28 protein-coding genes, 5 pseudogenes and 1 other annotated feature are annotated in these 24,865 nt (G+C 72.4%); of the genes and pseudogenes, 15 read left to right on the top strand and 18 right to left on the bottom strand.

What is annotated here, in order from left to right; translation table 11 throughout:
* From ACFVFS_RS34495 to ACFVFS_RS34505, 3 genes are all read right to left on the bottom strand, one after another.
* On the bottom strand, nucleotides 1–435 hold a 435-nt coding region (locus ACFVFS_RS34495; protein ID WP_380628829.1), incomplete at its 3' end, for a pentapeptide repeat-containing protein.
* Nucleotides 436–454: 19 nt separating this feature from the next.
* Nucleotides 455–751: a hypothetical protein gene (locus ACFVFS_RS34500; RefSeq protein ID WP_380628830.1), complete on the bottom strand. Its 297-nt coding sequence runs from the start codon at nucleotides 749–751 to the stop codon at nucleotides 455–457.
* Nucleotides 748–1,077, bottom strand: a complete 330-nt coding sequence (locus ACFVFS_RS34505) for a DUF6313 family protein (RefSeq protein ID WP_380628831.1) — start codon at nucleotides 1,075–1,077, stop codon at nucleotides 748–750. The genes ACFVFS_RS34500 and ACFVFS_RS34505 overlap by 4 nt, the downstream gene beginning before the upstream one ends.
* Nucleotides 1,078–1,660: 583 nt before the next feature.
* Between ACFVFS_RS34505 and ACFVFS_RS34510 the strand changes: the two genes are divergently transcribed.
* The 3 genes from ACFVFS_RS34510 to ACFVFS_RS34520 all read left to right on the top strand — a co-directional run bounded on the left by ACFVFS_RS34510 (nucleotide 1,661) and on the right by ACFVFS_RS34520 (nucleotide 2,948).
* Nucleotides 1,661–1,876 carry a hypothetical protein gene (locus ACFVFS_RS34510; RefSeq protein WP_380628832.1) on the top strand — a complete coding sequence of 72 codons (216 nt, stop codon included), beginning with the start codon at nucleotides 1,661–1,663 and terminating at the stop codon, nucleotides 1,874–1,876.
* A gap of 48 nt (nucleotides 1,877–1,924) precedes the next feature.
* The gene (locus ACFVFS_RS34515; RefSeq protein ID WP_380628833.1) at nucleotides 1,925–2,245 is read left to right on the top strand and encodes a hypothetical protein; all 321 of its coding nucleotides are present in this window, start codon (nucleotides 1,925–1,927) and stop codon (nucleotides 2,243–2,245) included.
* 535 nt (nucleotides 2,246–2,780) lie between these two features.
* Nucleotides 2,781–2,948, top strand: coding sequence for a hypothetical protein (locus ACFVFS_RS34520; RefSeq protein ID WP_380628834.1), 168 nt, complete (start codon nucleotides 2,781–2,783; stop codon nucleotides 2,946–2,948).
* 50 nt (nucleotides 2,949–2,998) lie between these two features.
* On the opposite strand, the gene ACFVFS_RS34525 is transcribed toward ACFVFS_RS34520, so the two are convergent.
* The 3 genes from ACFVFS_RS34525 to ACFVFS_RS34535 all read right to left on the bottom strand — a co-directional run bounded on the left by ACFVFS_RS34525 (nucleotide 2,999) and on the right by ACFVFS_RS34535 (nucleotide 5,634).
* A complete protein-coding gene (locus ACFVFS_RS34525) occupies nucleotides 2,999–4,156 on the bottom strand; it encodes a methyltransferase domain-containing protein (protein ID WP_380628835.1) in 1,158 nt (385 codons plus the stop codon).
* 3 nt (nucleotides 4,157–4,159) lie between these two features.
* On the bottom strand, nucleotides 4,160–4,288 hold the full coding sequence (locus ACFVFS_RS34530; RefSeq protein ID WP_380628836.1) for a hypothetical protein: 129 nt from the start codon (nucleotides 4,286–4,288) through the stop codon (nucleotides 4,160–4,162).
* A 209-nt stretch (nucleotides 4,289–4,497) separates the two neighbouring features.
* On the bottom strand, nucleotides 4,498–5,634 hold the full coding sequence (locus tag ACFVFS_RS34535; RefSeq protein WP_380628837.1) for a hypothetical protein: 1,137 nt from the start codon (nucleotides 5,632–5,634) through the stop codon (nucleotides 4,498–4,500).
* Nucleotides 5,635–5,693: 59 nt separating this feature from the next.
* Here ACFVFS_RS34535 and ACFVFS_RS34540 point away from each other — a divergent pair, with 59 nt between their 5' ends.
* The 4 genes and pseudogenes from ACFVFS_RS34540 (at nucleotide 5,694) to ACFVFS_RS34555 (ending at nucleotide 8,405) form a co-directional block, all read left to right on the top strand.
* Nucleotides 5,694–6,185 (top strand): hypothetical protein, encoded by a 492-nt coding sequence (locus ACFVFS_RS34540; RefSeq protein ID WP_380628838.1) that lies wholly within the window; start codon nucleotides 5,694–5,696, stop codon nucleotides 6,183–6,185.
* Between the two features lie 489 nt (nucleotides 6,186–6,674).
* Nucleotides 6,675–6,902, top strand: a complete 228-nt coding sequence (locus ACFVFS_RS34545) for a hypothetical protein (protein ID WP_380628839.1) — start codon at nucleotides 6,675–6,677, stop codon at nucleotides 6,900–6,902.
* A 605-nt stretch (nucleotides 6,903–7,507) separates the two neighbouring features.
* Nucleotides 7,508–7,945 (top strand): annotated as a pseudogene (locus ACFVFS_RS34550) (hypothetical protein); the annotation flags it as partial.
* Between the two features lie 103 nt (nucleotides 7,946–8,048).
* Nucleotides 8,049–8,405 carry a hypothetical protein gene (locus tag ACFVFS_RS34555; RefSeq protein WP_380628840.1) on the top strand — a complete coding sequence of 119 codons (357 nt, stop codon included), beginning with the start codon at nucleotides 8,049–8,051 and terminating at the stop codon, nucleotides 8,403–8,405.
* A gap of 47 nt (nucleotides 8,406–8,452) precedes the next feature.
* Here ACFVFS_RS34555 and ACFVFS_RS34560 read toward each other — a convergent pair whose 3' ends face one another.
* Complete coding sequence (locus ACFVFS_RS34560; protein ID WP_380628841.1) at nucleotides 8,453–8,881, bottom strand: DUF6188 family protein; 429 nt, start codon at nucleotides 8,879–8,881, stop codon at nucleotides 8,453–8,455.
* A gap of 190 nt (nucleotides 8,882–9,071) precedes the next feature.
* On the opposite strand from ACFVFS_RS34560, the gene ACFVFS_RS34565 reads away from it, so the two are divergent.
* The 3 genes and pseudogenes from ACFVFS_RS34565 to ACFVFS_RS34575 all read left to right on the top strand — a co-directional run.
* On the top strand, nucleotides 9,072–9,233 hold the full coding sequence (locus ACFVFS_RS34565) for a hypothetical protein (RefSeq protein ID WP_380628842.1): 162 nt from the start codon (nucleotides 9,072–9,074) through the stop codon (nucleotides 9,231–9,233).
* Nucleotides 9,234–9,319: 86 nt separating this feature from the next.
* Nucleotides 9,320–10,369, top strand: coding sequence for a hypothetical protein (locus ACFVFS_RS34570; RefSeq protein WP_380628843.1), 1,050 nt, complete (start codon nucleotides 9,320–9,322; stop codon nucleotides 10,367–10,369).
* Between the two features lie 427 nt (nucleotides 10,370–10,796).
* Nucleotides 10,797–11,765 (top strand): annotated as a pseudogene (locus ACFVFS_RS34575) (IS110 family transposase); the annotation flags it as partial.
* An 89-nt stretch (nucleotides 11,766–11,854) separates the two neighbouring features.
* On the opposite strand, the gene ACFVFS_RS34580 reads toward ACFVFS_RS34575, so the two are convergent.
* Nucleotides 11,855–12,529: an SMI1/KNR4 family protein gene (locus tag ACFVFS_RS34580; RefSeq protein ID WP_380628844.1), complete on the bottom strand. Its 675-nt coding sequence runs from the start codon at nucleotides 12,527–12,529 to the stop codon at nucleotides 11,855–11,857.
* A gap of 561 nt (nucleotides 12,530–13,090) precedes the next feature.
* Here ACFVFS_RS34580 and ACFVFS_RS34585 point away from each other — a divergent pair.
* Nucleotides 13,091–14,011, top strand: a complete 921-nt coding sequence (locus tag ACFVFS_RS34585; RefSeq protein WP_380628845.1) for a hypothetical protein — start codon at nucleotides 13,091–13,093, stop codon at nucleotides 14,009–14,011.
* 184 nt (nucleotides 14,012–14,195) lie between these two features.
* Here ACFVFS_RS34585 and ACFVFS_RS34590 read toward each other — a convergent pair whose 3' ends face one another.
* The 3 genes and pseudogenes from ACFVFS_RS34590 to ACFVFS_RS34600 form a co-directional block, all read right to left on the bottom strand.
* The gene (locus ACFVFS_RS34590) at nucleotides 14,196–14,501 is read right to left on the bottom strand and encodes a hypothetical protein (RefSeq protein WP_380628846.1); all 306 of its coding nucleotides are present in this window, start codon (nucleotides 14,499–14,501) and stop codon (nucleotides 14,196–14,198) included.
* 162 nt (nucleotides 14,502–14,663) lie between these two features.
* Nucleotides 14,664–15,125, bottom strand: a complete 462-nt coding sequence (locus ACFVFS_RS34595) for a DUF4279 domain-containing protein (protein WP_380628847.1) — start codon at nucleotides 15,123–15,125, stop codon at nucleotides 14,664–14,666.
* A 67-nt stretch (nucleotides 15,126–15,192) separates the two neighbouring features.
* A pseudogene (locus ACFVFS_RS34600) lies at nucleotides 15,193–15,330 on the bottom strand (ATP-binding protein); the annotation flags it as partial.
* 125 nt (nucleotides 15,331–15,455) lie between these two features.
* On the opposite strand from ACFVFS_RS34600, the pseudogene ACFVFS_RS34605 reads away from it, so the two are divergent.
* The 3 genes and pseudogenes from ACFVFS_RS34605 to ACFVFS_RS34615 all read left to right on the top strand — a co-directional run bounded on the left by ACFVFS_RS34605 (nucleotide 15,456) and on the right by ACFVFS_RS34615 (nucleotide 17,873).
* A pseudogene (locus ACFVFS_RS34605) lies at nucleotides 15,456–16,497 on the top strand (transposase).
* Nucleotides 16,494–16,829: a hypothetical protein gene (locus ACFVFS_RS34610; RefSeq protein WP_380628848.1), complete on the top strand. Its 336-nt coding sequence runs from the start codon at nucleotides 16,494–16,496 to the stop codon at nucleotides 16,827–16,829. The pseudogene ACFVFS_RS34605 and the gene ACFVFS_RS34610 overlap by 4 nt, the downstream one beginning before the upstream one ends.
* A 447-nt stretch (nucleotides 16,830–17,276) precedes the next feature.
* Entirely contained in the window at nucleotides 17,277–17,873 is a 597-nt protein-coding gene (locus ACFVFS_RS34615; RefSeq protein ID WP_380628849.1) for an RICIN domain-containing protein, read from the top strand.
* A 184-nt stretch (nucleotides 17,874–18,057) separates the two neighbouring features.
* Here the strand turns inward: ACFVFS_RS34615 and ACFVFS_RS34620 are convergent.
* A pseudogene (locus ACFVFS_RS34620) lies at nucleotides 18,058–19,247 on the bottom strand (IS3 family transposase).
* Nucleotides 18,874–18,987: a sequence feature (AL1L pseudoknot), on the bottom strand. It overlaps the preceding pseudogene by 114 nt.
* Nucleotides 19,248–19,327: 80 nt before the next feature.
* On the opposite strand from ACFVFS_RS34620, the gene ACFVFS_RS34625 reads away from it, so the two are divergent.
* Nucleotides 19,328–19,678 (top strand): hypothetical protein, encoded by a 351-nt coding sequence (locus tag ACFVFS_RS34625; RefSeq protein ID WP_380628850.1) that lies wholly within the window; start codon nucleotides 19,328–19,330, stop codon nucleotides 19,676–19,678.
* Between the two features lie 605 nt (nucleotides 19,679–20,283).
* Here the strand turns inward: ACFVFS_RS34625 and ACFVFS_RS34630 are convergent.
* The 6 genes from ACFVFS_RS34630 to ACFVFS_RS34655 form a co-directional block, all read right to left on the bottom strand.
* A complete protein-coding gene (locus ACFVFS_RS34630) occupies nucleotides 20,284–21,411 on the bottom strand; it encodes a hypothetical protein (RefSeq protein WP_380628851.1) in 1,128 nt (375 codons plus the stop codon).
* Entirely contained in the window at nucleotides 21,405–22,397 is a 993-nt protein-coding gene (locus ACFVFS_RS34635) for a hypothetical protein (RefSeq protein ID WP_380628852.1), read from the bottom strand. Before ACFVFS_RS34635 ends, ACFVFS_RS34630 begins: the two co-directional genes overlap by 7 nt.
* 527 nt (nucleotides 22,398–22,924) lie before the next feature.
* Nucleotides 22,925–23,578 (bottom strand): hypothetical protein, encoded by a 654-nt coding sequence (locus ACFVFS_RS34640; protein ID WP_380628853.1) that lies wholly within the window; start codon nucleotides 23,576–23,578, stop codon nucleotides 22,925–22,927.
* 42 nt (nucleotides 23,579–23,620) lie between these two features.
* The gene (locus ACFVFS_RS34645) at nucleotides 23,621–24,070 is read right to left on the bottom strand and encodes a hypothetical protein (protein WP_380628854.1); all 450 of its coding nucleotides are present in this window, start codon (nucleotides 24,068–24,070) and stop codon (nucleotides 23,621–23,623) included.
* Between the two features lie 17 nt (nucleotides 24,071–24,087).
* Nucleotides 24,088–24,294, bottom strand: coding sequence for a hypothetical protein (locus ACFVFS_RS34650; protein WP_380628855.1), 207 nt, complete (start codon nucleotides 24,292–24,294; stop codon nucleotides 24,088–24,090).
* Nucleotides 24,291–24,722 (bottom strand): hypothetical protein, encoded by a 432-nt coding sequence (locus ACFVFS_RS34655; RefSeq protein WP_380628856.1) that lies wholly within the window; start codon nucleotides 24,720–24,722, stop codon nucleotides 24,291–24,293. The genes ACFVFS_RS34650 and ACFVFS_RS34655 overlap by 4 nt, the downstream gene beginning before the upstream one ends.
* Nucleotides 24,723–24,865 lie beyond the last annotated feature (143 nt).

Raw genomic sequence — 24,865 nt, forward strand, 5'->3', positions numbered from 1 at the left:
GGACAGCTTGGCCTCGGACAGGCCGGCCCCGGACAGGATGGCCTGGGTCAGGATAGCCCCGGACAGGTCTGCCTGGGCCAGGTCGGCCACGGTCAGGTCGGCCCCGGACAGGTCGGCCCTGGACAGGATGGCCCCGGACAGGCCGGCCCCGGACAGGATGGCCCCGGACAGGTCGGCCCCGGACAGTTTGGCCCCGGACAGGCGGGCCCCGGACAGGTGCGCCCCGGCCAGCTCCAACCGCTCGTACCGGGTACGGGAGAGCGTGAGACCGGCCGCCTCGGCGGGGGCCTGCTGAGGTGCTTCGGCGCGTTCGGCGCGTTCGGCGATCGCGCGGGCCGTCTCCGTCAGGGCCGCGGAGGGGGCGTCGGGGCACGCGAGGTACAGCACGCCGCGCAGTACCGCGATCGCTCGTGTCATCTCGTCGTCGTCCACCACGTTCTCCACGGTAGGGCTGTCATGACAGGCCGGCACAGATCGGGCACCGCGAACCTGAGCGGACCGCGCCGGACAGCAGGGCGCCAAGTGCGGTGTTCTGCGCAATCCGGAGTCTGTCCTCCAGGGTCTGCCCCCGCTTCGGTGTCGCGTTGTCCAGCAGGAAGACCACGAGCTGTCGCCAGTGGTCCTCGGCACGTTGCCAGTCCGGCCCCGGACTCGGGCCCGTTGTTGTCCTGGGCCGGTGCCGGTCGCCGAAGGCGAGGACGGCCGTCTCGACGTCGCCACCGCGCTTGTGCAGGTCGTGGAGCGTGATCACGGGCCGCTCCCGCCCGGTGGCGGAGACGGCGGGGCGGAGAGTTCACGGACGCGGTTCAGGACCTCCTCCAGCGGCAGGGCCTGGCGGGCCTGGATCTGCGCGGTGACGAGATACCCGGCCATGCCCCCGACGAAAGCCGGGATCGCGGCCCACCCGGTCACCGACAGCAGCCACGCACACCACTGCGGCCGCACCGCGGCCGGCGAGGCGAGGCCCACCATCACCTCGTACGCCCGCGCCCACCCCAGCAGGAAGCCGTTCAGCACGAACAGCACCGCGCAGAGTCCCAGTACCCAGCTCGCACGCGTCAGCAACCAGTAGGGCAACCGGCCCAGCGCGTGCCGCCGTGCCCACCAACCACCCAGCCGCCGGGCACGGCCCGGGACCGGCGGTCCGTGCCGCTGAACGGGAACAGGCGGGACCGCAGGAGGTGGTGGTGCGGGCGGCGGAGGCGGTGGTGTCGGCGCGGGCACGCCCACACGCTAGCCCTCCCACCGTCACCCGCGCGGCCGAACCGAAGGATCCGCCGGCCCTCCCGCTCACAAAGCCGGGTGGGCAAGGCGTGGCCCCGCCTACGCCCCGTCGGACGCGGCAGCGTCCCGCCGGACCTTCTGCTGCGCCTCGTGGCGGTTGCCGCCCGCCGCGGCCCAGTACGGGTGGGCGTGCAGGCGCAGGCCCGCCGCGGTGTACGCCCTCGTACCGGGCCCAGTCGGTCGGGTCCTACTCCCAGGCGGCGAGGGCCTCTGACGCCTCACGCTGGACCTGCAGCACGCCCTCCCGCAACCGTTCGAGCTCAGGGCCGGGGATGGTGTTGCTGTCGCTCTCGCTCACCGGGGCATCGTACGGACGTCCGATCCCCGGCGCGGGCACCTCCACCCGTGTTCGGCCCATCAGGGGGACGATGGGAGGGTGAGCGAACCTGTACCCCGCTACGAGCCGGGCGACGTCCTCCAGGAGACCGCCGCCGCCCACCGCCGCCTGCTGGTCCTGGCTGTCGGCGTCGAGTCCTATTTCGTGCGCCGCCTCGATGCGGCCCCCGGTGGCCCGGAGCCGCTGGAGAGCGCGTGGGCGTTCGAAGGCTGCGAGGGCGCGACGAGGCTGGCCAGCCCTGCCGTAGAGCCTTGATCATCTGACGTTTGCCCAGCTCAACCCCAATACTCGAGCATTTGTTCTGTGACCCGGAGCTACCCATCGCGCCGCCCGACCCCGCCCGGGGCCGTCGGGTCCTGGCACGATGCCCGCCGGGCGCCGGCCTACGAGGTCGCCCGGGCCGCCGACCGCGAGCGCCTGGCGTGGACGCCTGCGGTGATCCGGATCGGCGACGGCTGGCTGCACGGCATCGTCATGGCGTGGAGGCCGCTGCCCGCCGGCCGGTGGGCAGCCCACGTGCTGTGGGGTCCGCCCCTCACCACCGCCTGGGTCACCTACAGCCCGGGCACCCTGCGCCCCGGACCGGTCGGGCGCCCAGGGAGCCGGCGGGGTGCGCCGTGCTGACCGCCGTGCCCGCCGGCAGCGACCGGAGCGACGACTCGCCGACCTTCTCGCGGAAACCTCGCCGGAGGCGCGGCGGGCCCGCCTGGAGGCCACCACCCGGCCCGCCCTCGACGCCCTGGCCCCGTCCTCCCCGACGGCCGCCTGCCCCGCGGTGTGCCCGTCGAGGTCCTCAACGACCACTACCTCCTCGCGCTCGCGGCCGGCGCCGCCCAGCACCCGGACGTCGTCGTAGCGGCGGTCGGGCTCCCCGACCTCGGGCTGGCCACGCTCGACGCGCTCGGCCTGCCGTACTCCCGCCAGTTGGTTGTCGATACCCCGGGACCGCACTGGAGCGAGGTGGTCTCGGCCCTCGCCAAGGACGGCGCCTGCGGCGTGATCATGCTCCAGCCCATCACCGCCGCGCGACCACCAGCGGCTCGCCGCCCACCTGCGCGCCTCCGGCACCACCCTGCTCGTCACCGTCCCCTGGCCCGGCGCCGCCCTGCGCCTCACCACCAGCCACCGCGCCTACGCAGGCCTCGGCGACGGCCACGGGATGATCACCTCGCGCACCGCCACCGTGGACTGCACGGGCCGCGGCCGAGCCGGGGTACGCACCCGCACCCACACCCTCCTGCTGCCCGGGCCGGGCGGCACCGCCCAGCCGCTGCCCGCCGCCGCCGAGCCCCTCGCCGACGACACGGCCGCCGCCGCGACGGCCTGACCCCGCCCGCTCGGGGAAGGCGAGGCCAGGCCGTCGGTGGCCCGCAGACTTCAGCGCGACGCCGCAGCCGCCGCTTCGTGGAGGGGCCACCGGGGCCCGTCGTCCGGACGGTTCAGCCACGCGAACTGCCGCTCGGGGGTGACCGTGATGCCGTAGTCGTACACCTCCGGCCGGCCGAGGCCCTCCCACTGCGCCCAGGCCAGCATCAGCTCGTCGCCGATCCGCCGCTCGCCGCCCTGGTGCAGCACGGTCCGGCCGTCGCCGACGGCGGAGAACACCGCCCAGGACGCCGCGCCGTCGTGGACCCAGGCGCTGACGCCGGCCTCGTCGCGGCCGGTGCTGACCACCGCGTCCGGCACGGCGACTCGCAGCGCGAACTTCAGGTCCACGTCCGATTCGAGCGAATCGAAGTCCCGGTCGATGTACCGCTCCGTCTCGGCCGGGCCCTCGCCGCGCACCGCCCGGAATGCGGTGGAGCCGGCCGACGGCGGCACCGGGCCGGTGCGGTCCGCCATGAACTGCCCGAGCCCCTGCACCCAGCCGCTCGCGCTGCGGCCGTCGGCGGCCACCGTGAGCGCGACGTGCCCGAGCCGGCCCCACGGGAACACGATCCGCCCGCCCGGCCCGGCCGCCTCCACCCACGTCCACGGCACGCGCTCGACCGCGTAGGTGGCGATCACCCGGTCGAACCGCCCGCCGCCGGGCACGGTCGTGGTGGCGTCCGCGACGAGGACCTCCACGTCCAGGCCGGCGGCCGCCAGCCGCTCCCGTGCGAACGCGGCGAGGTCCGGGTCGAGCTCGGTGGACACCACCCGGCCCGGCCCGGCCCGCCAGGCCGCGAGGGCCGCGTTCCAGCCCTGGCCGCCGCCGATGTCCCACACCCGGTGCCCGGGCTCCAGGAGCAGCGAGTCCAGCATGTCCACCACCACCCCCTGCGCGGAGACGCTGGAGGACGGCAGCCCGCCCGACACCTGGGTGATCGCAGCCGCGTCCGGGCTGTCGTACAGCTCGTCGGCCCAGTCCTCCTGATCGGCCTGCCGGTCGACGGACACGTACGCGCGCCCGTCCCACCGCCACAGCCTCTCCGGCGCGAACAGGTCCCGGGGCAGCGCCGTCACGGCCTCGCGCAGCCACGGGGCCCGCTCAGGCCACTCCCCGCGCGCGTCCATCGCCTTGTCGAGCGCGGACCGCCGCTCCGCCAGGTCCACGCGTCAGCCCTTCTTCGGCTTGCGGTGCTTCCCGTCGCTGCCCGGATCGGGCTTCGGCAGCTTCCCGTCCGCGTTCCCGGGCGGCGGGTCGCCCTTGCCTAGTTCCTCCGGCGGCCTCTCGTGCGCACCCATCTCAATCCCCTTCCGCGTACGGGATGACGAACCCGACCATCCTGACCATCCGACCCGCACGGCGGTAGAGGGCGCAGGAGCGCGCACGAGGCGCTCCCGTGCTTCGTGCGCCGGGTCCTTGTGCGCGCCACGAGTAGAACGACGGGTGGCCCCGGCGCACTGCTCGCGCTGGGGCCACCCACCTGGCCTTCTCGGGACCGCCGAGTACCCTACCTCCCGGCGCCGGCATCGGCCGCAGCAGCCTTCGGCCCGGCCGCAGGGGTGTCCGGCGCGGCGCCGGCGGCCAACGGTGACGGGCCGAACCCCCCCAGTTCAACCACCCACGGGCCGTCGCCGAACACGTCCGGCTCACGAGACGCCAGGACGCCCCCCGGCGCGGCGCGGGTCTCCAGGGTCACCTCCCACCCCCGCCGCAGCACGATCCCGAGGACGTCGTCGCGCTCCGCGCGCTCGACCAGGACCGCCCGCTCGAACCGCTCTCCGCCGATCATCACCGGGCCCTCGTAGCGGCCCGCCAGGCTCTGCGTCATGACCCCAGTGTGAGGCCGTCCGGCGCCGCGATCGTCAGCGCGTCCAGCGCCTGCTGGGCCTTGCCCTCGCTGCCCCGGCCGCCGCGCCGCGCCCCGCCCTTGGCGTACTTTCCCGCCTGGGTTTCGGACGCCCGGTCGCCGGTGATCGACACGATCTCGGGCGCGCTGTAGCCCTGCGCGCCGAGGTCGGTCGGCGCGCCGGCGCGCAGGGCCGTGGCTGGTCACCTCCGGCGCGTCGAAGTCCGGGGTCCGGACGGCCATCCGCTTCACCGCCCGGTTCACCGAGTGCCCGGTCATCCCGATTCCGGACTCCGGCACCGGCATCAGCCCGCCCTTCTTGGTGACGCCGCGCAGCAACGGCATCTCCGGGTCGGCCTGACCGTACTCGGCGAGCAGCTCCACGTACCGGCGCACCACAGCGATCGCCACCGGGTCCCGCACCTCGTACTCCTTGCCCGTCGACCAGTGATCGTTCTTCGACGTGCGCTTGCCGACGACCATCACCTCGCCGCCGTCCTCAAGCGGCACGAACTCCAGCGAGTCGATCCGGTACTGGGCCTGCTCGGAGCGGCGGGCCCGCGTGTGGTAGCCCAGGTGCAGGATCACCAGGTCCCGGTACCGCGCGAGCTCGCTGTCGGCCGTCGCCCCGGCCTGGAGATCGCCGACCCGGGCGCGGTCGATCGGCGGCGACGACTTCGGGGTGCGCTCCTCCCGTGCGAACCGCGCGGCCTGCTTGCGGATCAGCGCGTTCGCCGCCCGCGTCGGCGGCCACTTCGGGAACCCCGCATCCGCGTTGCGGTCCCGGATCGCCGCCATCGCCAGCCGCAGCGAGCTGACCGGAGCCCCCGTCTCTCCCGCCCGCCGTGCCGCCGCAGGTGGGAGATGTAGGAGACCATCGTCGTCTCCGCCGTCCGCGGCCCCGGCCGCCGCCCCTCCCGCGCGCACCAACGCTCGAGGTACAGCCACTGCTCGTCGTACGTGCTGGTGGTGCGCTCCGGCCGGGCGTCCTCCAGGTCCTCGGCCGCCTCGGCCGTCAGCGGCTCCTCGGCCTCGAAGACGGGCAGCGCGAACTGCACGAGCGCCTGGTCGTCGTCCTCGACCAGCTCGTCCTCGGACCCGAGCACACCCCCACCCAGGCCGAGCCGCACATCCGCCTGATCGTCGACCGGATCGAAGAGCTGCGCGGCGACCCGCTCGCCTCCCTGCTCAAGCGACTGGTCGTCACCGGCCGCAAGGCCGCCGTCGACATCGTCCTCACGGCCTCCACCACCCACCTGGACGCCTGGCCCGAGGGCCTGCGCCGGCACATCGACCGGCACGGGAACACCGAGATCCTCCCCGACCGCCGCCCGGCCGACGAGGACTGACCGGCAACCCCTGAATGCCTGTCTCGCGGCCTCTCCCGGGGCCGCGCACAGAACGCCTCCCCCTCCCACCCCCACAGCCCCGAAGGAGCCCCGTCGTGGACACCGCCCGGCACACCCCGAACACCACCAGCACCCGGCCGACCTGCAGATCAGCCTCCTCGCCGACGGCTACAGCCCGGTCGTCCTCGACGGCCAGAGCCTCGCCGTCCCCCTGCGCCCCGGCACGACGGACGAGGCGTTCGTGCCGGCGCTCATCGACGGCCAGGTCGCCGCCGTTCCCGTCCACAACCCGCTCGCCGCCGCGGCGCAGCCGCAGCCCGTCGCTCCGGCGCCGGTCCCGGAGGCCGACCCTGGCCTGCCGCTGGCGGTGCGGCACTGCGTCCTCTACGGATCGCTCGCCGCCCTCGCGGCCGGCGGCGCGCTGTGGATGGTGGGCGCGGCGATCGGCCAGGTCGCCCCGCACGCCGACCGGATCGGCGAGGTCCTCAAGTGGAGACGGTCGGCGCGGTGGCCGTCGTGGCGGTCGGCGTCGCGGCCCTGCTCGGCAAGCTCCGCGTCGTCACCTCCGGTTCGGCGTCGGGGGCGTCGGCGTCCGCCGGCGGCGACGGCTCCACCGCGACCGGCACCGTCCTCGCGATGTTCCACCGGCACACCGAGGTCACCATCGGCAAGCAGTCCGCCGGCTGGAAGGGCACGGTCAACAACGACGTCCGCTGACCGGCCGCCCCGTCTCGCCCCCGGCCCGCACACCGCCCGCCCCGCCGAACCCCGGGCGGGCGCGGCGCGTCCGGGGCCGGGGCTGGCCGACCGGCCGGCCGACACCGCGACCCCGTGGAGGACACCGTGAGCATCTCCGTGACCGTCACCGCCGACCCGGCCACTCCCGAGGAGAGGGGCGCCGCTGCGGTCACCTCCATCACCGAGGCCCTCAAGGCCGCCGCCGTGAAGCGTCCCCGGTCGACCGCCGGGCGCCGTGGCGGATCGAGGACACCCCTTACAGCGCCGCCAGCCTCACCGCCGGCGACCTCACCGCCCTCATCTCCGCGGTACCCGAGCGGCTGCCCGTCCTGTTCCACGTCCCGGACTTCGACTGCCGCGACGTCGCACCGCTGCGCTCCACCACTTGGGACGGCTTCCTTGTCCTGAAGAGCACCCCCGCCGAGCCCGACCCCGCCGCCCTGCCCCTCGACCTCGACCTGCCCGCCGCCGACACCGCCGAGCCGGGCGCACCGGCCCCTTCCGGCCGCCGGGCACAGCCCGAGGGGCTCACCGCCGGCGACCTCGCCCGGGTGCTGGCCAGCCTGCCCGACCACGCCCCCGTGATGGCCCTGGTGCCCGGATGGAACGGCACCGACGATCTCGCCGTGGACCGCGCCGACGACTACGGCGACTGCCTGGTGCTGGACACCGGCTACCCCTCCTGCGGCCCCTCCAGCCCCGACGACGCCGAGATCGCCGACGACGGCACCGCGTTGGTCCCCGGCCGGCTCCTCACCGATATCGCCAAGACCTTGCCCAAGGGCGCCGAGGTCGACATCGAGCTGGACAGGGACCGGTTGCTCGTCACGTGCCGGTCGGCGCGCTTCACCTTGCCGACCCTGCCCGTCGACGAGTACCCGGCCCTGCCCGCGCCGCCGGACACGGTGTTCACGGTGAACGGCGACGCGCTTGCCGACGCCGTCGCCCAGTCCGTCGTCGCCGCCGGCACCGACCACACGCTGCCCGCGCTCACCGGTGTGCAGATGATCCTGGAGGACACCCGCCTCACCCTGGCCGCCACCGACCGCTACCGCTTCGCGGTCCGCGAACTCGCCGTGAGGCCCACCGGCACCCTCCCGGCGGCAACCGCGAAGACCGGCAGGAATGAAGGGCAAGGGCGAGGACGACGCGGACCCGGCCGAGGAGGCCGGCCGCGCCGCCCGCACCGTCCTGGTCCCCGCCAAGGTCCTCTCCGACGCCGCCAAGGCGCTGGCCGGGGAGAACCCGGTCGCCATCGGCTGGTCGGACGGCCAGGTCACCCTCTCCGTCCCGGGCCGCTCCCTCGGCACCCGGCTCCTGGAGGACGAGTTCCCCAAGTACCGCAACCTGCTCCCCGTACCGGACGACGCCGAGCTGACCACCACCGTCCCCGTCGACGAGGCGCTGACCGCCCTCAAGCGTGTCGCCCTGGTCGCCTCCGACAAGCGCCCCTTGCTGACGGAAGCCAGCCATGACCGATAGAGGCTCTACGGAGTAGCCGCAGTCGGAACAGCGCCTCGTCAGCAGTATCAGGAGGTCATGGATGGCCCGGGCCAGACCGCGAGCTTCCCGCCCGCCGTCGAGATGATCCGCCAGCCTCCAGGTCCGAGCGCTTCCACTTCCCATGCCTCGAACGAGGGGTCCGCCTGGCTGGTGAGGTGGCAGCCGTTGTCGAAGACCAGCCGCAGTGAGCCGGTCTTGAAGGCCACCGCAGACAAGACCTTCGCTCCGAACAGCCCGAGTGCCGCCGCCACATCCTGTTTCCCCGGGTCGAGGAGGACCTCCTGACGGCCTTCTCCGAGAGCCTGGGTGAGCTTGAAGGGGCATCCAAGATCCACGCGGGCATCCGAGTCGAGGTGCAGGAACAGGTGGTAGCCAACGCTGATCTGGGTAACGGCTAGGCCCCGAAGATTCATGATCCAACGGTCTTCGTGCTCAGCCAACGACGTTTCACTCACCAGTGCAAGATGCACTGCGGAGCATCGACAGCGCCACCGAATAGCCGCCACGGGCTCGCGGCCCATCTCACGGTGGGGTCAGCCGGCACGGGAACAGCGCAGGTTCGGAACACCGACGCTTCACCAGTACGCCGCCCCGCCGAGCGGGTGCCCGGTCGCCCTCGGCCTGACCACCACCGCCATCACGGCGGTGTCGCTGTTCGCGCTGCGCGGCCTGTCCTTCAGCCTGCGCCCGGTGGTGGTCAACCGCACCGACGTGCAGCCGCAGATCACCATCCAGACCCCCGAGCCCATGACCGCGAAGCCCCGGCCGGCCGTCCCGGCTCCGGGCTCGCCCTTCGAGCAGCGCTGACCCACCCCGGCGGGCCGGCGCCCGGAGCGCCGGCCCGCCCCCTCGCCCTGCCCTGTTCCGCACTGCCGACCGGAAGGCACCCTGCCGTGGCCCTGGCCATATCCCACGAGGCACAGATCGCGGCCCCGTACGAGCAGCTCCAGCACCGCTCGGCGATCCTGCCCGGCCTCACCCCCGGAACCCCCACCCACCCCGGCATCCAGGCCGAATGCGACGCGATCCACGCCGAGACACGGCGCCTGCAGACCACCACCAGCGCCTCCCCGAAGACCGTCCTCATCGGGATCGCCGTGATCCTGCTGCTCGCCTGGAGCGCCCTCCACCGACCGGGCCCTGACGCCGCCCACCACCGCGCCCGCCGCCTGATCGGAGCCGAGATGACCGAGACCTCCGAGCCGATCCGCCACACCGCCGACGTCGCGCACCAGCTGACCGCAGCAGACCTCCGCACCGACCACTCCACCAGAAAAGCCCCACCGATGCCCTACTCCCCCGCGCCCGGCGACATCCTGCCGCCGACCGTCACCATCTGCGGCAGCATCCGCTTCTGGCCGCACATGGCCGAGGCCGCGCTCCAGGAGACCGCCGCCGGCCGCATGGTCCTCGCCCCCGGCATCGACATGCGCCAGCAGCACCCGCTGTGGGCCGCCCCCGCAGACGCCGAGAAGCTGAAGGCCCGGCTCGACGCCCTGCACCTGACGAAGATCTCCACCGCCGACGAAGTCCTCGTCGTCACCGACGACCAGCTCTACCTCGGCGAGTCGACCCGCCGCGAGATCCTCTTCGCCGAAGCCCTCGACATCCCGGTCTGCTACTGGCTGGCCGGGCACGGCCGGATCGGCGAGAGCCACCTGCAACCCACCCCCGTGCGCGAGCGAGCGGACAGGCAGCGGACGGCCGCGTTCGGCCGACTCACCAGCGCGGCCCCGACCGGCCCGGCGCGCGAGGACCTGCTCGCCCTCGCCGCCGCGGACCTGGCCGTCGCACAGACCGGCTTCAGCGCCTCGCTGGTCGACCTCCGCCGCGTCGCCCGGGAGGCGTTCGGCATCGACATCCCGTACGACCGCGCGCAGGCCGCGCTCGCCACCCGCACCGAGGGCACCTCGGCCATCGCCTTCCTCCTCGGCCAGGCGTAGCCCGCCCTCACCGTCCGCGCGGGGCTTCGCGTACTCCGGCCGCCGCTCCGGGCGGCAACACCAGCTCGCCGACGCACCCCCGGCCTGGAGGACGACGGCTTCGGCGAAGTCCGCCTCCCGGCGGTGAGCCGCTCCCGGCGCTGACACCGCAACCACGATCCACACCCAGCACTCGCACCCGAAAGAAGGACAGCCCCCATGACCACCCAGACCGCCGAGGAGTACTACGCCGCCCACATCCAGGACCTGCGCGACTACGGCGGCCGGCTCGTCACCACCGGACCGCGCCCCGACCACGCCCTGGTGTTCACCCTCGTGGACGGCGGCCACTTCCTGCCGTGCCCCAACCAGTGCCGCACCAGCACCGTGCTCGCCGCCGTTCGCCGCGCCCGCAAGCACCACACGGTCCACGAGTACGACACCACCGACCGTAGCGGCGCGGTACCGGGAACGCCTGGCGGTGTCGGGAGCCAAGAGCGACGGGGCCGACGCACACATGCTCGCCGACATGGTGCGCACCGATTCCCACCAGCTCCGCCCGGTCTCCGGGGACACCGCCGACGCCGAAGCGGTCAAGGTCGTGACGCGTACCCATAAGACCCTGATCTGGGAACGCACCCGCACCACACAACGGCTGCGGCACGCCCTGCTCGACTACTTCCCCGCCGCCCTGCTGGCGTTCGACGACCTGGACGCCCCCGACACCCTGGAACTACTGGCCAAGGCACCCGATCCGACCGCTGCTGCGAAGCTGACGACCACGCAGATAGCCGCGGCCCTCAAGCGCGCCCGCCGACGCGGCATCCCCGACAAGGTCACCAAGATCCAGGCCGTACTGCGCGCCAAGCACCTCGGCCAGCCCACTGCTGTGACGGCGGCCTACGCCGTCTCCGTGCGCGCGCTCATCGCGATGCTGGTCACCTTGAACGAGCAGGTGAAGTTCCTGCACGAGCAGGTCGAGGACTTCTTCTGCCTGCATCCGAACGCCGAGATCATCCGGTCCCAGCCCGGACTGGGCGCGATGCTCAGCGCCCGGGTACTCGCAGAATTCGGCGACGACCCCCACCGCTATGCCAGCGCCAAGGCCCGCAAGAACTACGCCGGCACCAGCCCGATCACCCGCGCCTCCGGCAAGAAGAAGGTCGTCACCGCCCGCCACGTCCGCAACGACCGGCTCGTCGACGCCCTGATCGCCCAAGCCTTCTCCGCACTGCGGGTCTCCCCAGGAGCCAGGGCCTACTACGAGAAGCAACGCGCCCGCAGCATCGAGTTCAACGCGGCCCTGCGCCAACTCGCCAACCGGCTCGTCGGCATCCTGCACGGCTGCCTGAAAGCCGGCACACCGTACGACGAGGCGACCGCCTGGTCCCACCGAGCCCATGCCCTCGCCGCTTGACACTCCAGCTCACGGGTGGGGCCGTTCCTCCTCTCACGCACGAGGTGAGGCAGCCTTGGCCCAGTCACGGTGGTGTACCCGGATCGTCGTTACCTGGTCCAGGGCATGTCCGTCGACCCGGTGGGCCGGTACCGGGTGATGCCCCACTCCGCGCCCCAGTCCTTGCCGGTCCAGTCGTAGGCGGGTGTCCAGAGCGGTCGGATCGGTTGAGGTCCCCACTCTTCCGGGTCCGGGCGCACCAGCAACTCGTCTTCATGGGCGTAGCCGCCGGTGAGTACGGTCGCCACGAACTCCGCGAAGCCGCCGTCGAAACGGTCGAGCTCACCGTCGTTGACGCCATCGAAGTCGCAGAAGAAGGCCACCGGCCACTGCTCCGGGTCCGGGCCGGTGGTCAGCCAGCAGCAGTAGTTGTGGTTGCTGTTCATGCCCCAGGGCAGCAGCCCGCCCAGGTCCGGGAACACGGGGGTGTGCTCCTGGTCCCAGAACTCGTCCTCACCCTCGACCTGCTCCCGGAACTCGGTGTCGGTCTCGAAGCGCCACCCCGCCAGGCCGCCCGGAGAGCCGGCTACGTGGGAGCGCTTCGTCGGTGACCGCACGCCCCACTCGCCGTTCAGGTTCACCGCACCGTACAGGTCGACGAACGCCCGGTAATCCGACGGCAGCTGAACCCCGAGCTCGTCCGGTGCCAGCTCCCACGGCACCCGCGCCGGGGTGTACACCGGCTCGCCCATGATCGCCCGCAACCGGTCCCACGCCTCGGTCATCGCCCGCCCCCTCCCCGGCCGTCAGCCTGTCAGAGGCTGCACTTTAGGCCATGGCTCCGACAAGCCACTGACCCGACCGGAAGACCGCCGGCCGACGAGCCCCGCTCGATCTATGACGAGAACGACCGCCGGATCGAGTACAAGCAGTCGCGGGACGAGGTAACCGCCTGGTCCCGCCCGGCCCATGCACTTGCTGTTTGACACGCCAGCTCATGGGATGTCTGTCAAGTTCTTCTGTTCAGTCTGATGTACCTATGTGGTCACAGCACTGGAGTGGTCGGGTTCGTACGAGCGTCAGGTCATGTCCGGTTCACTGGATTTGAGAAAGTGGGAGTCCGTTTGTGGATGTTGTGCCAGGATCGGGAGCCGGAAACACACGTTGCGCGGGCGATTCCCTGGTGCGATGACCACAGCGGCGGGTGCGGCCCGGTCCGGAGGCCGCCCGCATGCCACCGGGGTGGGGGCCCGCGTGCCGTACGTTTCCGTCACTGACCGACGTTCAGCACGAGTACCCTGCCGCGCCGCGACCCGGCGCCCCTGTACGAAGGACAAACCTCACCCATGTCCCGTTCCACCGTCATCGCGATACCGTCCCGCCGTGGCAGGCGCGGCCTGCCGGTCCTGCTCACCGGGGCGGCCACCGCGTTCGGCCTGCTGGCCTTCGCGGGCACCGCCCACGCCGACGCCGCCGTCCGCATCGCCGGCCCGGCCGGCCCGGTCCCGGTGAACACGCCCTACACCGTCACCGTCGACCTCCCCAACAACAACCCCGACCCCAGGTCCAAGGCCCCCCTGGTCAACATCACCTTGTCCGGCGCCGCGGCCACCGTGACCTCCGCACAGACCTCGGACGAAGACTGGTGGTGCGACTTCACCGCCGGTTCGTCCGGTAACTGCCACCACCTGGCGACGGCCAGCACTCCGGTGTCGATCACGCTCACCGTCGTCCCCACCGCGGGCGGGACCGTCACCGCCCGGGCCGAGGCCATTAACCTCCTCGAACAGTCGATCGGTACCGACACCACCAGCACGCAGGTCAGCGCGCCGACCCCGACCGCCACGCCCACCGCCACACCCACTCCGACCGCCACGGCGACGCCTACCGCCACACCGACGCCCACGGACACGCCGACGGTGACTCCGACTGCCACGGCGACCTCCACCGCCACGCGCACCCCGACCGCCACGGCGACGGCCACCGGATCCGCCACGGCCACGGCCTCCACCAGTCCCAGTGGCAGCCCGACCGCCCGCCCGACCGCCACGGCCACCGGCGCCTCCGCCACCACCGCTGCCCCGGGCGGCGCCGGAAGCTCTCCCACCGTCGCCCCTGTCGCCCGGACCGGCGGCGGAAGCCTTGCCGACACCGGTACCCAGACCATCGCGCTGACCGCCGGTGCCGCTCTCCTGACCGCGGCCGGCGCCGCGGCCGTCGTCACCGCCCGCCGCCGCGCCTCCTCCGCCCCGGGGCGGCACCAGTGAGCCGCTGACCCTGTGGGCCCCCTCTTCCGGGAGGGGGCCCACGCCGCTACAGCCGTCGTGGATTCCGGCCTGAGGTTTCAGTGTTCCAGCGGGCGCAAGAGAACGATGTTGTCGGCGGAAGCCTCGGATTGTGCCTGCCTGTTGAGCTGGTCGGTGAGGACAGCGTTGGTGAGAACGAGGCCGGTCACCTGTTGCCGGAGCTCTTGAATCTCGGCGTTCTGCCCTGCGATGGTCCGCTTGAGCTTGGCGACTGTCTTCCGGAGCTTCTTCTCGGTTTCCGGGACCTGGCGGGTTTCGCTACGGACCGTTCGTAGAACTCGTTCTTCAGGTCGGCGTGCCGCTTGAGGAGGGCCATGCGGTGGACACCTGCCTCGGCGGCGAGGGCCACGACGGTGAGGCTTCTGCCGTTGGAGCCGGTGGGGGTGCCGGCCAGAAGTCGGTCGATCGCCTCGCGGATACGGGTGCGTTCGTCGTCGGACTGATGGCTCATGCGAGCACCCCGGCGGTAGCGTCGTGGGCCTCGGCGCTCGCCCGGAGCCGGCCCGCGGCGCGGTGCAGTGCAGCCGTGTGCACGGGTGCCTTCCGGGGCGTGGGCGGCGACGAGGTGTCGGGGTACTGACTCCCGTGCCCAGGTATGTACGAAGTCGTGTGCTCAGATGGTGTCCTCGCCTGGGGTCATGTCGTACTCGTCCACGTCGAGCTCGGCGTCGACTGCGGCGAGGAAGTCCAGGACATCGCGGTCGAGATGCCAGCCGAAGAGGTTGGGAGCGTCCGGGTGGCGGGGCGATTCGTCGTGGTCGGTGTCGTTGAAGTAGCGGACGACCTGCAGGACTGCGCCGCCGCCGTCGGCGGCGAGTTGGCCCACGAGTTCGGCGATGCGGGTCGTGTGCGGCCGGAGCCGGTCGAGGATGCGGGCAATCTGTTCATCGACGCAGAGACCGGGCTCCCGGCAGACGATCCTCCAGCGATGGCTCGCTGGAATCGCCCTCGGCGTGATGGTCCGGCTGCCCCGGACGGTCACCTCGTCAGGGGTGATGCCCAGTCGCGAGGTGATCTCGTCGGCGGAGATGTGCTGGCTGGACAGACCGAAGTAGGCGTACTGGCGAAGAGACATCCGGGGATGGTAGCGGTGCCGGGCATGCGGCGAGCGGGATATATCCAGGCTGCCCCGGGGCCGGCAGTCACGCGACTTCGGCGTCGCCGTCGATGGCGGCGAGCCGGTTCTTCAACCGGTAGCTCGGGCCGTTGATCGAGATGACGTCGCGGTGGTGAAGGAGTCGGTCGAGGATCGCGGCGGCCAGGACCTCGTCGCCGAACACCGAGCAATGCTCAAGACCTGTGGATCAGCCCCAGACGGGGACGCGGAGGGCGTACCTTCCCGAATGATCCTGTGATGGTCTCCAATTAGGCCCGCGTTCGCAGCGCGGGTCGGGAAGGCACCCCCGTGCTCAGCGTAGTGAATGCCGACGGTTCCACCGAGACCGGCTCCCTGATCGACGAGATCGTCCGCGAGGGCGCCCGGCGGATGCTGGCCGCCGCACTGGAGGCCGAAGTCAACCAGCACATAGCCGAGTTGGCCGCCGAGCGGGACGAACGCGGGCACCGCCTGGTGGTCCGCAACGGCCATCACCGACCCCGCACCGTGGTCACCGCCGCCGGTCCGGTCGAGGTCACCGCGCCGCGGATCAACGACCGCCGCGTCGACGAAGCCACCGGCGAGCGCAAGCGGTTCTCCTCGAAGATCCTGGCCCCGTGGTGCCGCAAGTCCCCGAAAGTGAGCGAGGTGCTGCCGCTGCTCTACCTGCACGGACTGTCGTCCGGGGACTTCGTCCCGGCGCTGGAGGAAGCAGCTCATCGCCCTGGCCGAGGGGCTGCGAGAGAGCACCGAGCCGCGGGCCGACCTGCTGCGCGACTGCCGTCGCAGGGGCATGCGCGACCCCGAACTCGATGTCGGCGACGGCGCGATGAGTCTGCGGAAGGCCCTGGCCGAGGCGTTCCCCACCGCCCGGCACCAACGCTGCCGGGTCCATAAGGCTCGAAATGTCACGAACGCGCTGCCGAAGTCCGCACATCCTGGCGCGACGAAGGCGATGCAGGGGATCTACAACGCCGAGGATCGCACCCACGCCGAGAAGGCGATCGAGGCGTTTGCGAAGACATACGGCGCCAAGTGGCCCAAGGCCGTCGCGAAGATCACCGAGGACCGGGAGGAGCTCCTGGCGTTCTACGACTTCCCGGCAGAGCACTGGATCCACCTGCGGGCCACGAACCCCATCGAGTCCACGTTCTCCACGGTCAAGCCGCGGACCAAGGTCACCCGCGGTGCCGGCAGCCCAACCGCCGCTCTGGCGATAGTGTTCAAGCTGATCGAGTCCGCCCAGGACCGCTGGCGCGCGATCACCGGCGCCTCCCTCGTCGCCCTGGTCCGCTCCGGCGCCCAGTTCAAGAACGGCGTCCTGGTCCAACGCGAGGAGGTGGCGGCATGACCGACGCCCACCGCACCGGTCACCACCCGATCGACGTGGAACTGCAGATCGACCAGGTCACCATCGCGGACCCGGCCGAGGCCACCGCCACCGTGCGCTGCCTCCGCGGACCAGTACGCTACGGCGCCCGCTTCGACCAGATCCGCGACTCGGTGGAAGTCATCGACCTGGAGCTGACGCGGATCCACGTCTACGGCCGCTCGGTCGAGGAACTCGCCCCTCCCCACAGCGCGCTCGTGACCCTCCGGGGCACGGGGGCTCAACTGCTCACAGCAGGCACGTCAGCCGCCGGTTGGCAAGTCCTCCAGGGAACCAACCCGCCAACGCCATGACCCCGCCATCCACAGGAATTGACAATTGCTCCGCGTCCATCCCGGTGCCGCGCTTGCGGTAAGCGGCTGGCAGTCGGAGCGTCGCCAGGCACCTACTCCGGGCACGCAGCCGCATCCCGTAGTCGCCGGTCAGGACCCGGACGTCGGTGCCGGGGGCGAGCCCGTCCAGCTCGGCGGCACAGCCGAGGGTCTCCAGGCCTGACTCCGCTCGGCGACGGAGTGGCGAGGGAGTTTCGCTGACGAACACATTCGCGGCGCGAGCGACCCGATGTCAGAAGGATGCCGAATTGCCCATTCTTCGATCGAGACTCATATCGGCCCGGTCCTCGGGTCCGCAAGGGAGCCTTCTTGGTCGCACATTTGGCCGGTTTGACGGTGGCTTGACAGGCCGTCTGGCATGTTCGATGTACTCAAACTACTGCCCCACCCACAGAACAGGAGAGGCTAGTGAACCTGCGCAAAACAACGGCGGCCTACGTCCTCGCATCGGCGCTCGGTCTGACGCTCGGAACCGCTCCGACAGCTTCGGCTTCGTCCACGGAGACGCTGGTCGTGTCCAGCGTGCCGTCATTCGCGGAAGAAGATGCCGACAGCACCGCCAAGCCCCTGGCCACGCCTCTCGCCGACAGCGCGGTGGGCCACCGGCTGCGGAACCGCAACAGCAACAGGTGCCTCGTCGTCCAGGGGAGCGCCGGCGGGGCCATACCGTTCCAGTACCAGTGTTCGGAGTTCTACGACCAGGCCTGGGGCTACATCCCGATCGCCCCCGGCTTCAACCTGATCCAGAACCTGAACAGCAAAATGTGCATTGCAGCGCAGGGAAACTCCGGCGGGACCCACGCCATCCAGGTGGATTGCAACGGGAACTTCTCGGACCAGGCGTGGTGGACGGAGCACGTCTGGTACAAGGGCGAGCAGTTCGTTCAGTTCACCAAGTCGGGCACGAACCTTTCCCTGGCTGTCCAGGGGTACGGAGACGGGAACCAGCTGATCCAGGTGACGAACGGCGCCTTCGCCGACCAGTACTGGCGAGTCGCCTGGTAGGAGCTGTTCAAGGTTCGGGTCATGTGACCGAAGTCAGGGACTTCAGCCACATGACCCGAACCGCGAAGACGCAGGCCGGCCACGTAGGGCGGGCTCCTGTCATACCGGGCTGCCAGGCCCGCACCAGGCCTTGATCTCACACGAGTGAGCTGCCCCGGCTTTCGTAGAGTCCGCGATCATGTGATCAAGCGGTCTGTGGGGCTTCTTCCAGTCGCGCCCAGTAGGCCTGCTCGTATTCGTCGGGCGGGATGTAGCCGAGGGCCGAGTGGAGTCGTTCACCGTTGTACCACGCGACCCATTGGAAGACGGCCCGCTGGACCTCGTCGAAGTCCCGCCAAGGACCCTGGTGCTCGATCAGTTCAGCCTTGAATGTGCCGTTCAGGGCCTCGGCCATCGCGTTGTCGTAGCTGTCCGCGACGGACCCGACCGACGCTGAGGCGCCGGCATCGGCCAATCGCTCCGTGTAGCGAATGGACACGTATTGCGAGCCGCGGTCGCTGTGATGAATGAGGCCGGCGTCCTTCTTGATCTTCTGCCGCCACAGGGCCATCTCCAGCGCGTCCAGCGGCAGGTCCGTGCGCATGTGGGTGGCGGTCTGCCAGCCCACGACCCGGCGCGAGTACGCGTCCAGGACGAACGCCACGTAGACCCAGCCCGACCAGGTCCGGATGTAGGTCAGGTCGGCCAGCCACAGCTGATTCGGCCGCTGGGCGGTGAACCGCCGGTTGACCAGGTCCGGCGGGCGCGGGACGGCCGGTTCCACGACCGTGGTGCGGCGGCGCTGCCCGCGGATGACGCCTTCGATACCGAGCTCGCGCATGAGGCGCTCGACGGTGCAGCGCGCGACCGCGTGGCCGGCACGGTGCAGGGCGCGGGTGACGCGGCGGGCACCGTAGGTGCGGCCGGAGTCCTCCCACACCGCTGTGACCAGCGGGATCAGCTCCTCGTCACGCAGACGGCGGGCCGACTTCGGACGCTACTTGCGCGCGAAGTACGTCGACGGGGACAGCTCCAGCACCCGGCAGACGGGATCGACCCCGAAGCCGTCACGCAGGTGGTCGATCACCTGCTCGGCCTCGTCCGGGGACGGTCGATCTCCTGGGCAAAAAACACGCTGGCGGCTTTGAGGATCTCGTTGGCCCGCCTCAACTCAGCGTTCTCCTTGCGGAGTTCCTTCAGCTCATCGCGCTCGGCGGTGGTGAGGCGGTCGTCGCGCTCGCCCGCGTCGGCCTCGGCCTGGCGGACCCAGGACCGCAGGGCCTCCGGGTGGATGCCGAGGTCACGGGCCACGTGAGCGACAGGCCGACCGGTCGAGCGGACCTCACGCACGGCGCGCTCACGGAGTTCATCGGGGTACTTACGGGGTGCTGGCACTGCTCGTGGTTCTCCTTACGCCTGGATCGCAACAAACCCAGACATCAGGGACTCTACGAAAGCCAGAGCAGCTCAGAGCGGTGGCGCATCCGCAGCCAGGACCTGCCCGCACGGCAGCCAGCCATAGAGTCCGAGACAACGGCCCCGAGGCCGACCTCGACCAGATCACCGACGAGCTCCACACCCTCACCCCCGACGATTTCACTACCGCCCGCAACCGCCAGGCCGACGAGCTGAAGAAGACCGACCGGCCCCTCGCCGCACGCATCCGCGCGCAGCGCCGCCCCACCCAGGCCGCGTGGGCCGCCAACCAGCTCGCCCTTCATCACCGGGACCTCGTCGCCGACCTCCTCGGCCCCGGGCAGGAGCTGCGCGCCGCTCAGGAGCAGCTCGCCAGCGAGCGGCGCCGGCAGCCGGCCGCTCCACCATGACCCGCGACCAGCTCCAGCACGACCTCGAACATGCCAGCCGGCCACGCCGGGCCGCGGCCTGACCGGCCACTGGGCGGCCACGGCGCACCGCCAGCGCCGTGGCTGCAGCGGGCGAGCGAGTCAAGGCCGCCCATTCGACGGTGGCCACGTCGGCGGCGGCATCCGAGACGCATACCGGCCGAGCTCACCGGAGCGGAGGCCCGACCAGTGCGCCATCACCTGACTCCGCGGACCGTGCCCGAGCCAGGATGGACCTCGTCGCGCCACGTCGCGCTGGTTGCCAACGCGAGCGCTGTTAGGCGAACCCGGCCACCCACCACCGCCCCGCTGTCCACGTTGGCCGCGACGGCGGGGTCGGCGTGCACGACCAGGCGGTCGGCCTCGTCAACGAGGCCGGCGGCGAGCTGGGTGTAGCCGGCCGGGTTCCCGGCCCGTAGTCAGGAATTGCCGAGGGGTCAAGCGCAAATGGCGCTCGGTTGACGTGCCGTTGGGCATCGGCACCGACAGGTTCCGCCCGCGGTGCGGGCGGGTGTCGGGTGGCATCCGGTCGGGGTCCGGGGCAGGGGGTGCCGATGCCCCGACCGGGGGAAGATCACCGCCACGGGCTACGCCTCCTGTTCGTCGGCCGCCGGACGGCGCCACGGCCGGTGATTCTTGGGGATCGGCGGCCGGTCGCCGAAGGCCGGTTCGTCCGGAACCGGCGCGGGCACAGCGGGCCGGGCGGTCCTGCGGTGCTCGGCGAGTGCCTTCACCGCGGGGCCCATGTCCATCCAGACCAGCCGCGCGTCCCCGATGAGCTCGCCCAGGACCGCCGCCTGCTCCCTGCCCTCCTTGACCGCCACCAGCAGATCACGGGCCCGCTCGTCGGCCTTGGCCGCGATGCGCCGGGCTTCCCGGGCCTGCCGGATCGCGTCCTGCACCAGTGGAAACGCACCGGCCAGACGGTCCAGGGCTTCGGCGACGGAATGGGCCTGCCCGAGGGCCTGCTGCGCCTGGGCCTCGGCGGCCGCGACCATGTCGGTGGCGTGCTGCAGGTCGCGGGTGGCGGTGTCGAGGCGGGAGGTGACCGCGTGCAGGCGACGCACCGCGGTGGCGTACGCCGCCTGCGTGTCGGCCTTCCTCAGCAGCTGCTCGAAGCCGCGCCGGACGGTGTCCCGGACGGCCTCCGGTCCCGCCTGCCGGTTCGCCTCGATGCAGCCGGCGCGCGCGCAGGGGTGGCTCGCCGGAAGCTTGCCGAGGGCGTGCAGCACCACGACCGCGGCCGCCGGGTCGGACACCCCGAGCGCGCCGTAGACGGCATTGCGCAGCGCGCCGACCTCGCGTTCGCTCAGGCCGGTCACCTGGGCGGTCTCGGCCATGGTGTGGCCGGCGGCGGCGAGGGCGATGACCGCGATGTGGGTGTCGCCGAGGGAGGCGAGGTCGGGGGTGGGCAGGGCGAGCGGGATCAGTCCCAGGCGGCAGCCGGTGTCGACGGCCTGCACGATGGTCGCGGCGTCGAGGGCCGTGCGCAGGGCGACGAACTGGCTGTGGATGTCGCGTTCGCGCCGGCCGGTGTGGGCGGCGACGGCGGCGGCGGTCCAGCCCGCCGCGACGTAGAGCAGGACGGAGTGCTGGTCGGCGGTGAGCGCGACGGCGCGCCCGCAGGTCGGGCACGGCCGCCCGGTCACCTTGTCGTCGTGGCCGCGGACGGCCGCCTCGGCCTGGCTCCTCCTGGGTGGGCGCGTGGTCACCATGGGGAACGTCCTCCTCGGCGCAGCGTTCCGGTGGCGGCCTTCTCCAGGAGGCGGATGCTGTCCTGGGGGCCGTGGGAGTTCTCGACGGCCTGGTGGAGCGTGGTGTCCTGGCCGTCGAGGTAGTCGACGAGGGTGTCGTCGGGGCTGGCGGTGACGGTGCGTCCGTTCAGGACGAGTTCGGTGGTGTCGAACCGCAGGTCGGTGCCGGTGGCACGGGGCTGGACGCGGACCTTCAGGCGGGTGGTGCGGACCAGGTACGCGAGGTGGGAGATCTGGTCGGCGTGCACGCCGACGGGCAGCACGCTGTGTTCGGGGTGCAGCAGGTCTTCGGCCAGGAGCAGGACGGTGTCGGCGCCGGGCCGCAGGATCCGCTGGTCGAAGGTCGTCTTGCGGGCCCGCACGAGGGCCTGCCGCCACACCAGGACCGGCCCGCCGTCGACGAGCAGGTCCGCCCGGTAGATCCGGCACACCGCGCAGCCGCCCGGCGCCAGCGTCCGCGGCTCCAGCGCCGCGGCCGTCGCAGGCCCGTCGGGTTCCTCCAGGACCAGCGCCCGGCTCGCCAGGTGAGTGCGCGACGGGGCGGGGATGGCGGTGACGGCGGCCAGCAGCAGGCTTTCGGCGGCGCGTTCGAGGAGCTGGTAGCGGTGCGGGGCGCCGGGCCCGTCGTCCGACCAACTACGGCCCAGGTCGGTTCGGGCGGCCTCGGTGGCGGCGTGGTGGATGTCGGCGAGCGCGACCAGGCCGGTGTCGTAGGCGCCCAGGAAGGCGCCCAGGCGGCCGGCGGCCGCCGCTTCGCGCAGCACCCTGCCGCGGCCGGCCTCCACCTCCTGGACCTCCCGGAGACTGAACGGCGGGGCGTCGGGGGCGAGGCGGTTGGCGGTGTGGGCGATGTCGCCGGGGGTGCGGTTCTGGCATGCGCGCAGGTGGCGCAGCTGGAAGCCGAGGGCGAGGTCGCCCAGGGGTGGGAGGCCAGGGGTGGCGGTCACGGTGAGGGGCCGTCCGGTCGGTGGTCGGTGGAAGTGGACGGGGAGAGGGGGGTGGCCGCGGCGGCCCGGCTGCCCGGTCCGATGTCCTCCCCAGAACACCGGGCCAGCCGGGCCGTCGCGGTGCCGGCCGACCTGGGCGGGTCGCGCCCGGTCCGTCGGCTGGCGCCCCGTGTGCCCGCTCGGCACACGGGGTGGTCATCACGCCGGGTTGCCCCGGGCATTCGGGGGCCCGACCCGAGGGTGGGCGCGGGCCGGGGGTGGGGTGAGGGAAGTGGTGGTGGGGGCCGGCCCACCCTTATGACGCCGGCCCCCACCCGGGGTGCCGCCGCCCGCACCGTTCCCGCCGGCGGTGGCAGCTTGCGGAGGCACCCCGCGCGGCGCGAAGGCGCGCCGGGTGTCCGCCGGGGCGGTGACCTGGCACGCCGCCGACGCGCTGCTCTCCCGCCCCGCCCTTCCACCCGCCCCGAGCGCGGTGGAAGGTGAACCCCGGGGTGCCGGCGGCCCCCGCCGACAGCACCCGGGGAGTCTCAGGCTCTTCGCGTCGCCGTGTGGAACCGCGCGAAGGCATTCGCGTCCGGGACCGCGGCCGGCGTCGGCATGTTGTCGTGCCGCTCGTCGTCCGGCAGGCCGTGCAGGAAGTCGTACTCGTCGCGCACGGCGGCCAGGAGCGCGGGCGGGTCCCACAGGCGGCCGCTGCCGTCCGGCTCCACCATCCAGTACGGCCGCCTGTCCGCGTTCTTGACCCGCACGGTCGCGTCCTTGGCCCGGGCGTCGCCGTGAGTGATGGGGGGCAGCGGCCGGCGCGCGGGCAGTGCACGGCCGGGCTCCGGGCACGGCAGCTCGCCCTTGGTGAGCAGCTCGCCCACCGCCGGTGGCACCTCCACCCACCGATCCGGGACGGTCAGGAAGGACACCGTCCCGGTGGAATAGGTGTGCAGCACGGGCCCGTGCTCGGGCAGCACGTGCAGCAGCCGGTAGCCGACCGTCGCGGTCACCCGCAGCGCCCACACCCGTTCGAACGGGATCCCGGCCAGGCGCTCGCCCGCCCAGGTGTCCAGGCACGACGGCGGGTCCGGGTGCAGGTCGGCGAGCCAGCGCAGGCCGCCCGGGTTGGCGGGCGGCAGGGCCGGCACCAGCGGCGGGAACGGGGCGGAGGCGAACTCCTGGAGCGGGACGGACACGGTCGGATCCCTCACATCGATGAGTTGGAAGCACGAGTTGGTTCAGGAGAAGGCGCGGGCCCACCGGCGCCGAAGGCGCGGGAAGCGGTGGCGGGCGCGGCGGCGCGGCGCGCCCGCGGGCAGCAGGGTGGTGGCCCACACCCGCGTGCCGCGCAGACGCTGCTCGATCCCGGTGTCGGTGGTGTGGATGGCCAGGATCTCCGGGAGCCGCCCGGCGCTCGGAGTGCGCAGCGCCGGGAACGCGCTCGTGCCGGTCAGCACCTCCACCGTCAACGCCCGGCCGGCAAGGACCAGCCGGACGCTGGCCAACTGCCCCTGCCACCGCGGAGGCTGCAGAGCGGCGCCGAAGGTGTTGCTGACGACCACGCCGACGATGAAGGCGGTGTCGTCGTCCAGCGGCACCCCCCAGGACCGCAGCGTCCCGATCACCCTGCGGCGCAGGCGCGGGGCGTTCGCCCTGGTCGCGGTCTCCATCAGGTCCATCGCGTGCATCCCGCTCCCCTCCTCCTCTACGGCGCGTGCTCGTCGATGAAGCGGGCCAGCTTGGTCGCGGTCGCGGCGGGCACCAGCCCGATCCGGACCATCGCCTCCCCGCCCGGCCCCACCGGCTCCGGGTAGGCGTCGACCGTCGGGAACGCGCAGCCGACCCGGGCCAGCGACGCGGACAGCGCGGCCGCCGCTCCCTTCGCCCGCTCCACCGCGCCTTCGGCCGTCACGCCGACACCGCCGACGACGCCCGCTCCCGACCCACCAGGTGCAGCGGCCCGTACGGGCCGCCGTCCACGAACAGCAGGAAGGCACTCTGGTCCGCGGCCCACTCCGCGAGCCGGGCATAGGCCTCGGCGTCCGGCACGACGTCAGCGAGCCGGTGCACGACGATCCCCCGGACCATGCCGATCTCGGCCTGCTGCAACGCCCGCCCCCACTGCGTACGGGCATCGAGCCGCTGCCGACCCACCGGCGCGCAGTCCCAGAACTCCTCACGCGACGAAACCGCCCAACGCCGCTGCTGCGCCGCCTCCGCGCACTCCCCGAGCGCGGCCAGCGGGCGCGAGATCCCTTCCGACGTGGCGTAGAGCGCCACAGTGATGGCGGAATTCGCCGCGCGGATGGTTCTACCACCAAGCGAATATGACGTAGTCATGCCATACCTCCAGGGAGCCGCCATCGGGCGGGAAGGTGTCGCGGCAGGGCACGGCTCAGCCCCACGGCCCTGCTGCACCGGAAGAGCCGGTGCAGCAGTGAGTGAATCGCAGGATTTAGCAGCCCGGTAACCCCGCGGTGGGG

The sequence above is a fragment of the Kitasatospora sp. NPDC057692 genome (assembly GCF_042799475.1).
In the GTDB taxonomy this organism is placed as follows: Bacteria; Actinomycetota; Actinomycetes; order Streptomycetales; family Streptomycetaceae; genus Kitasatospora.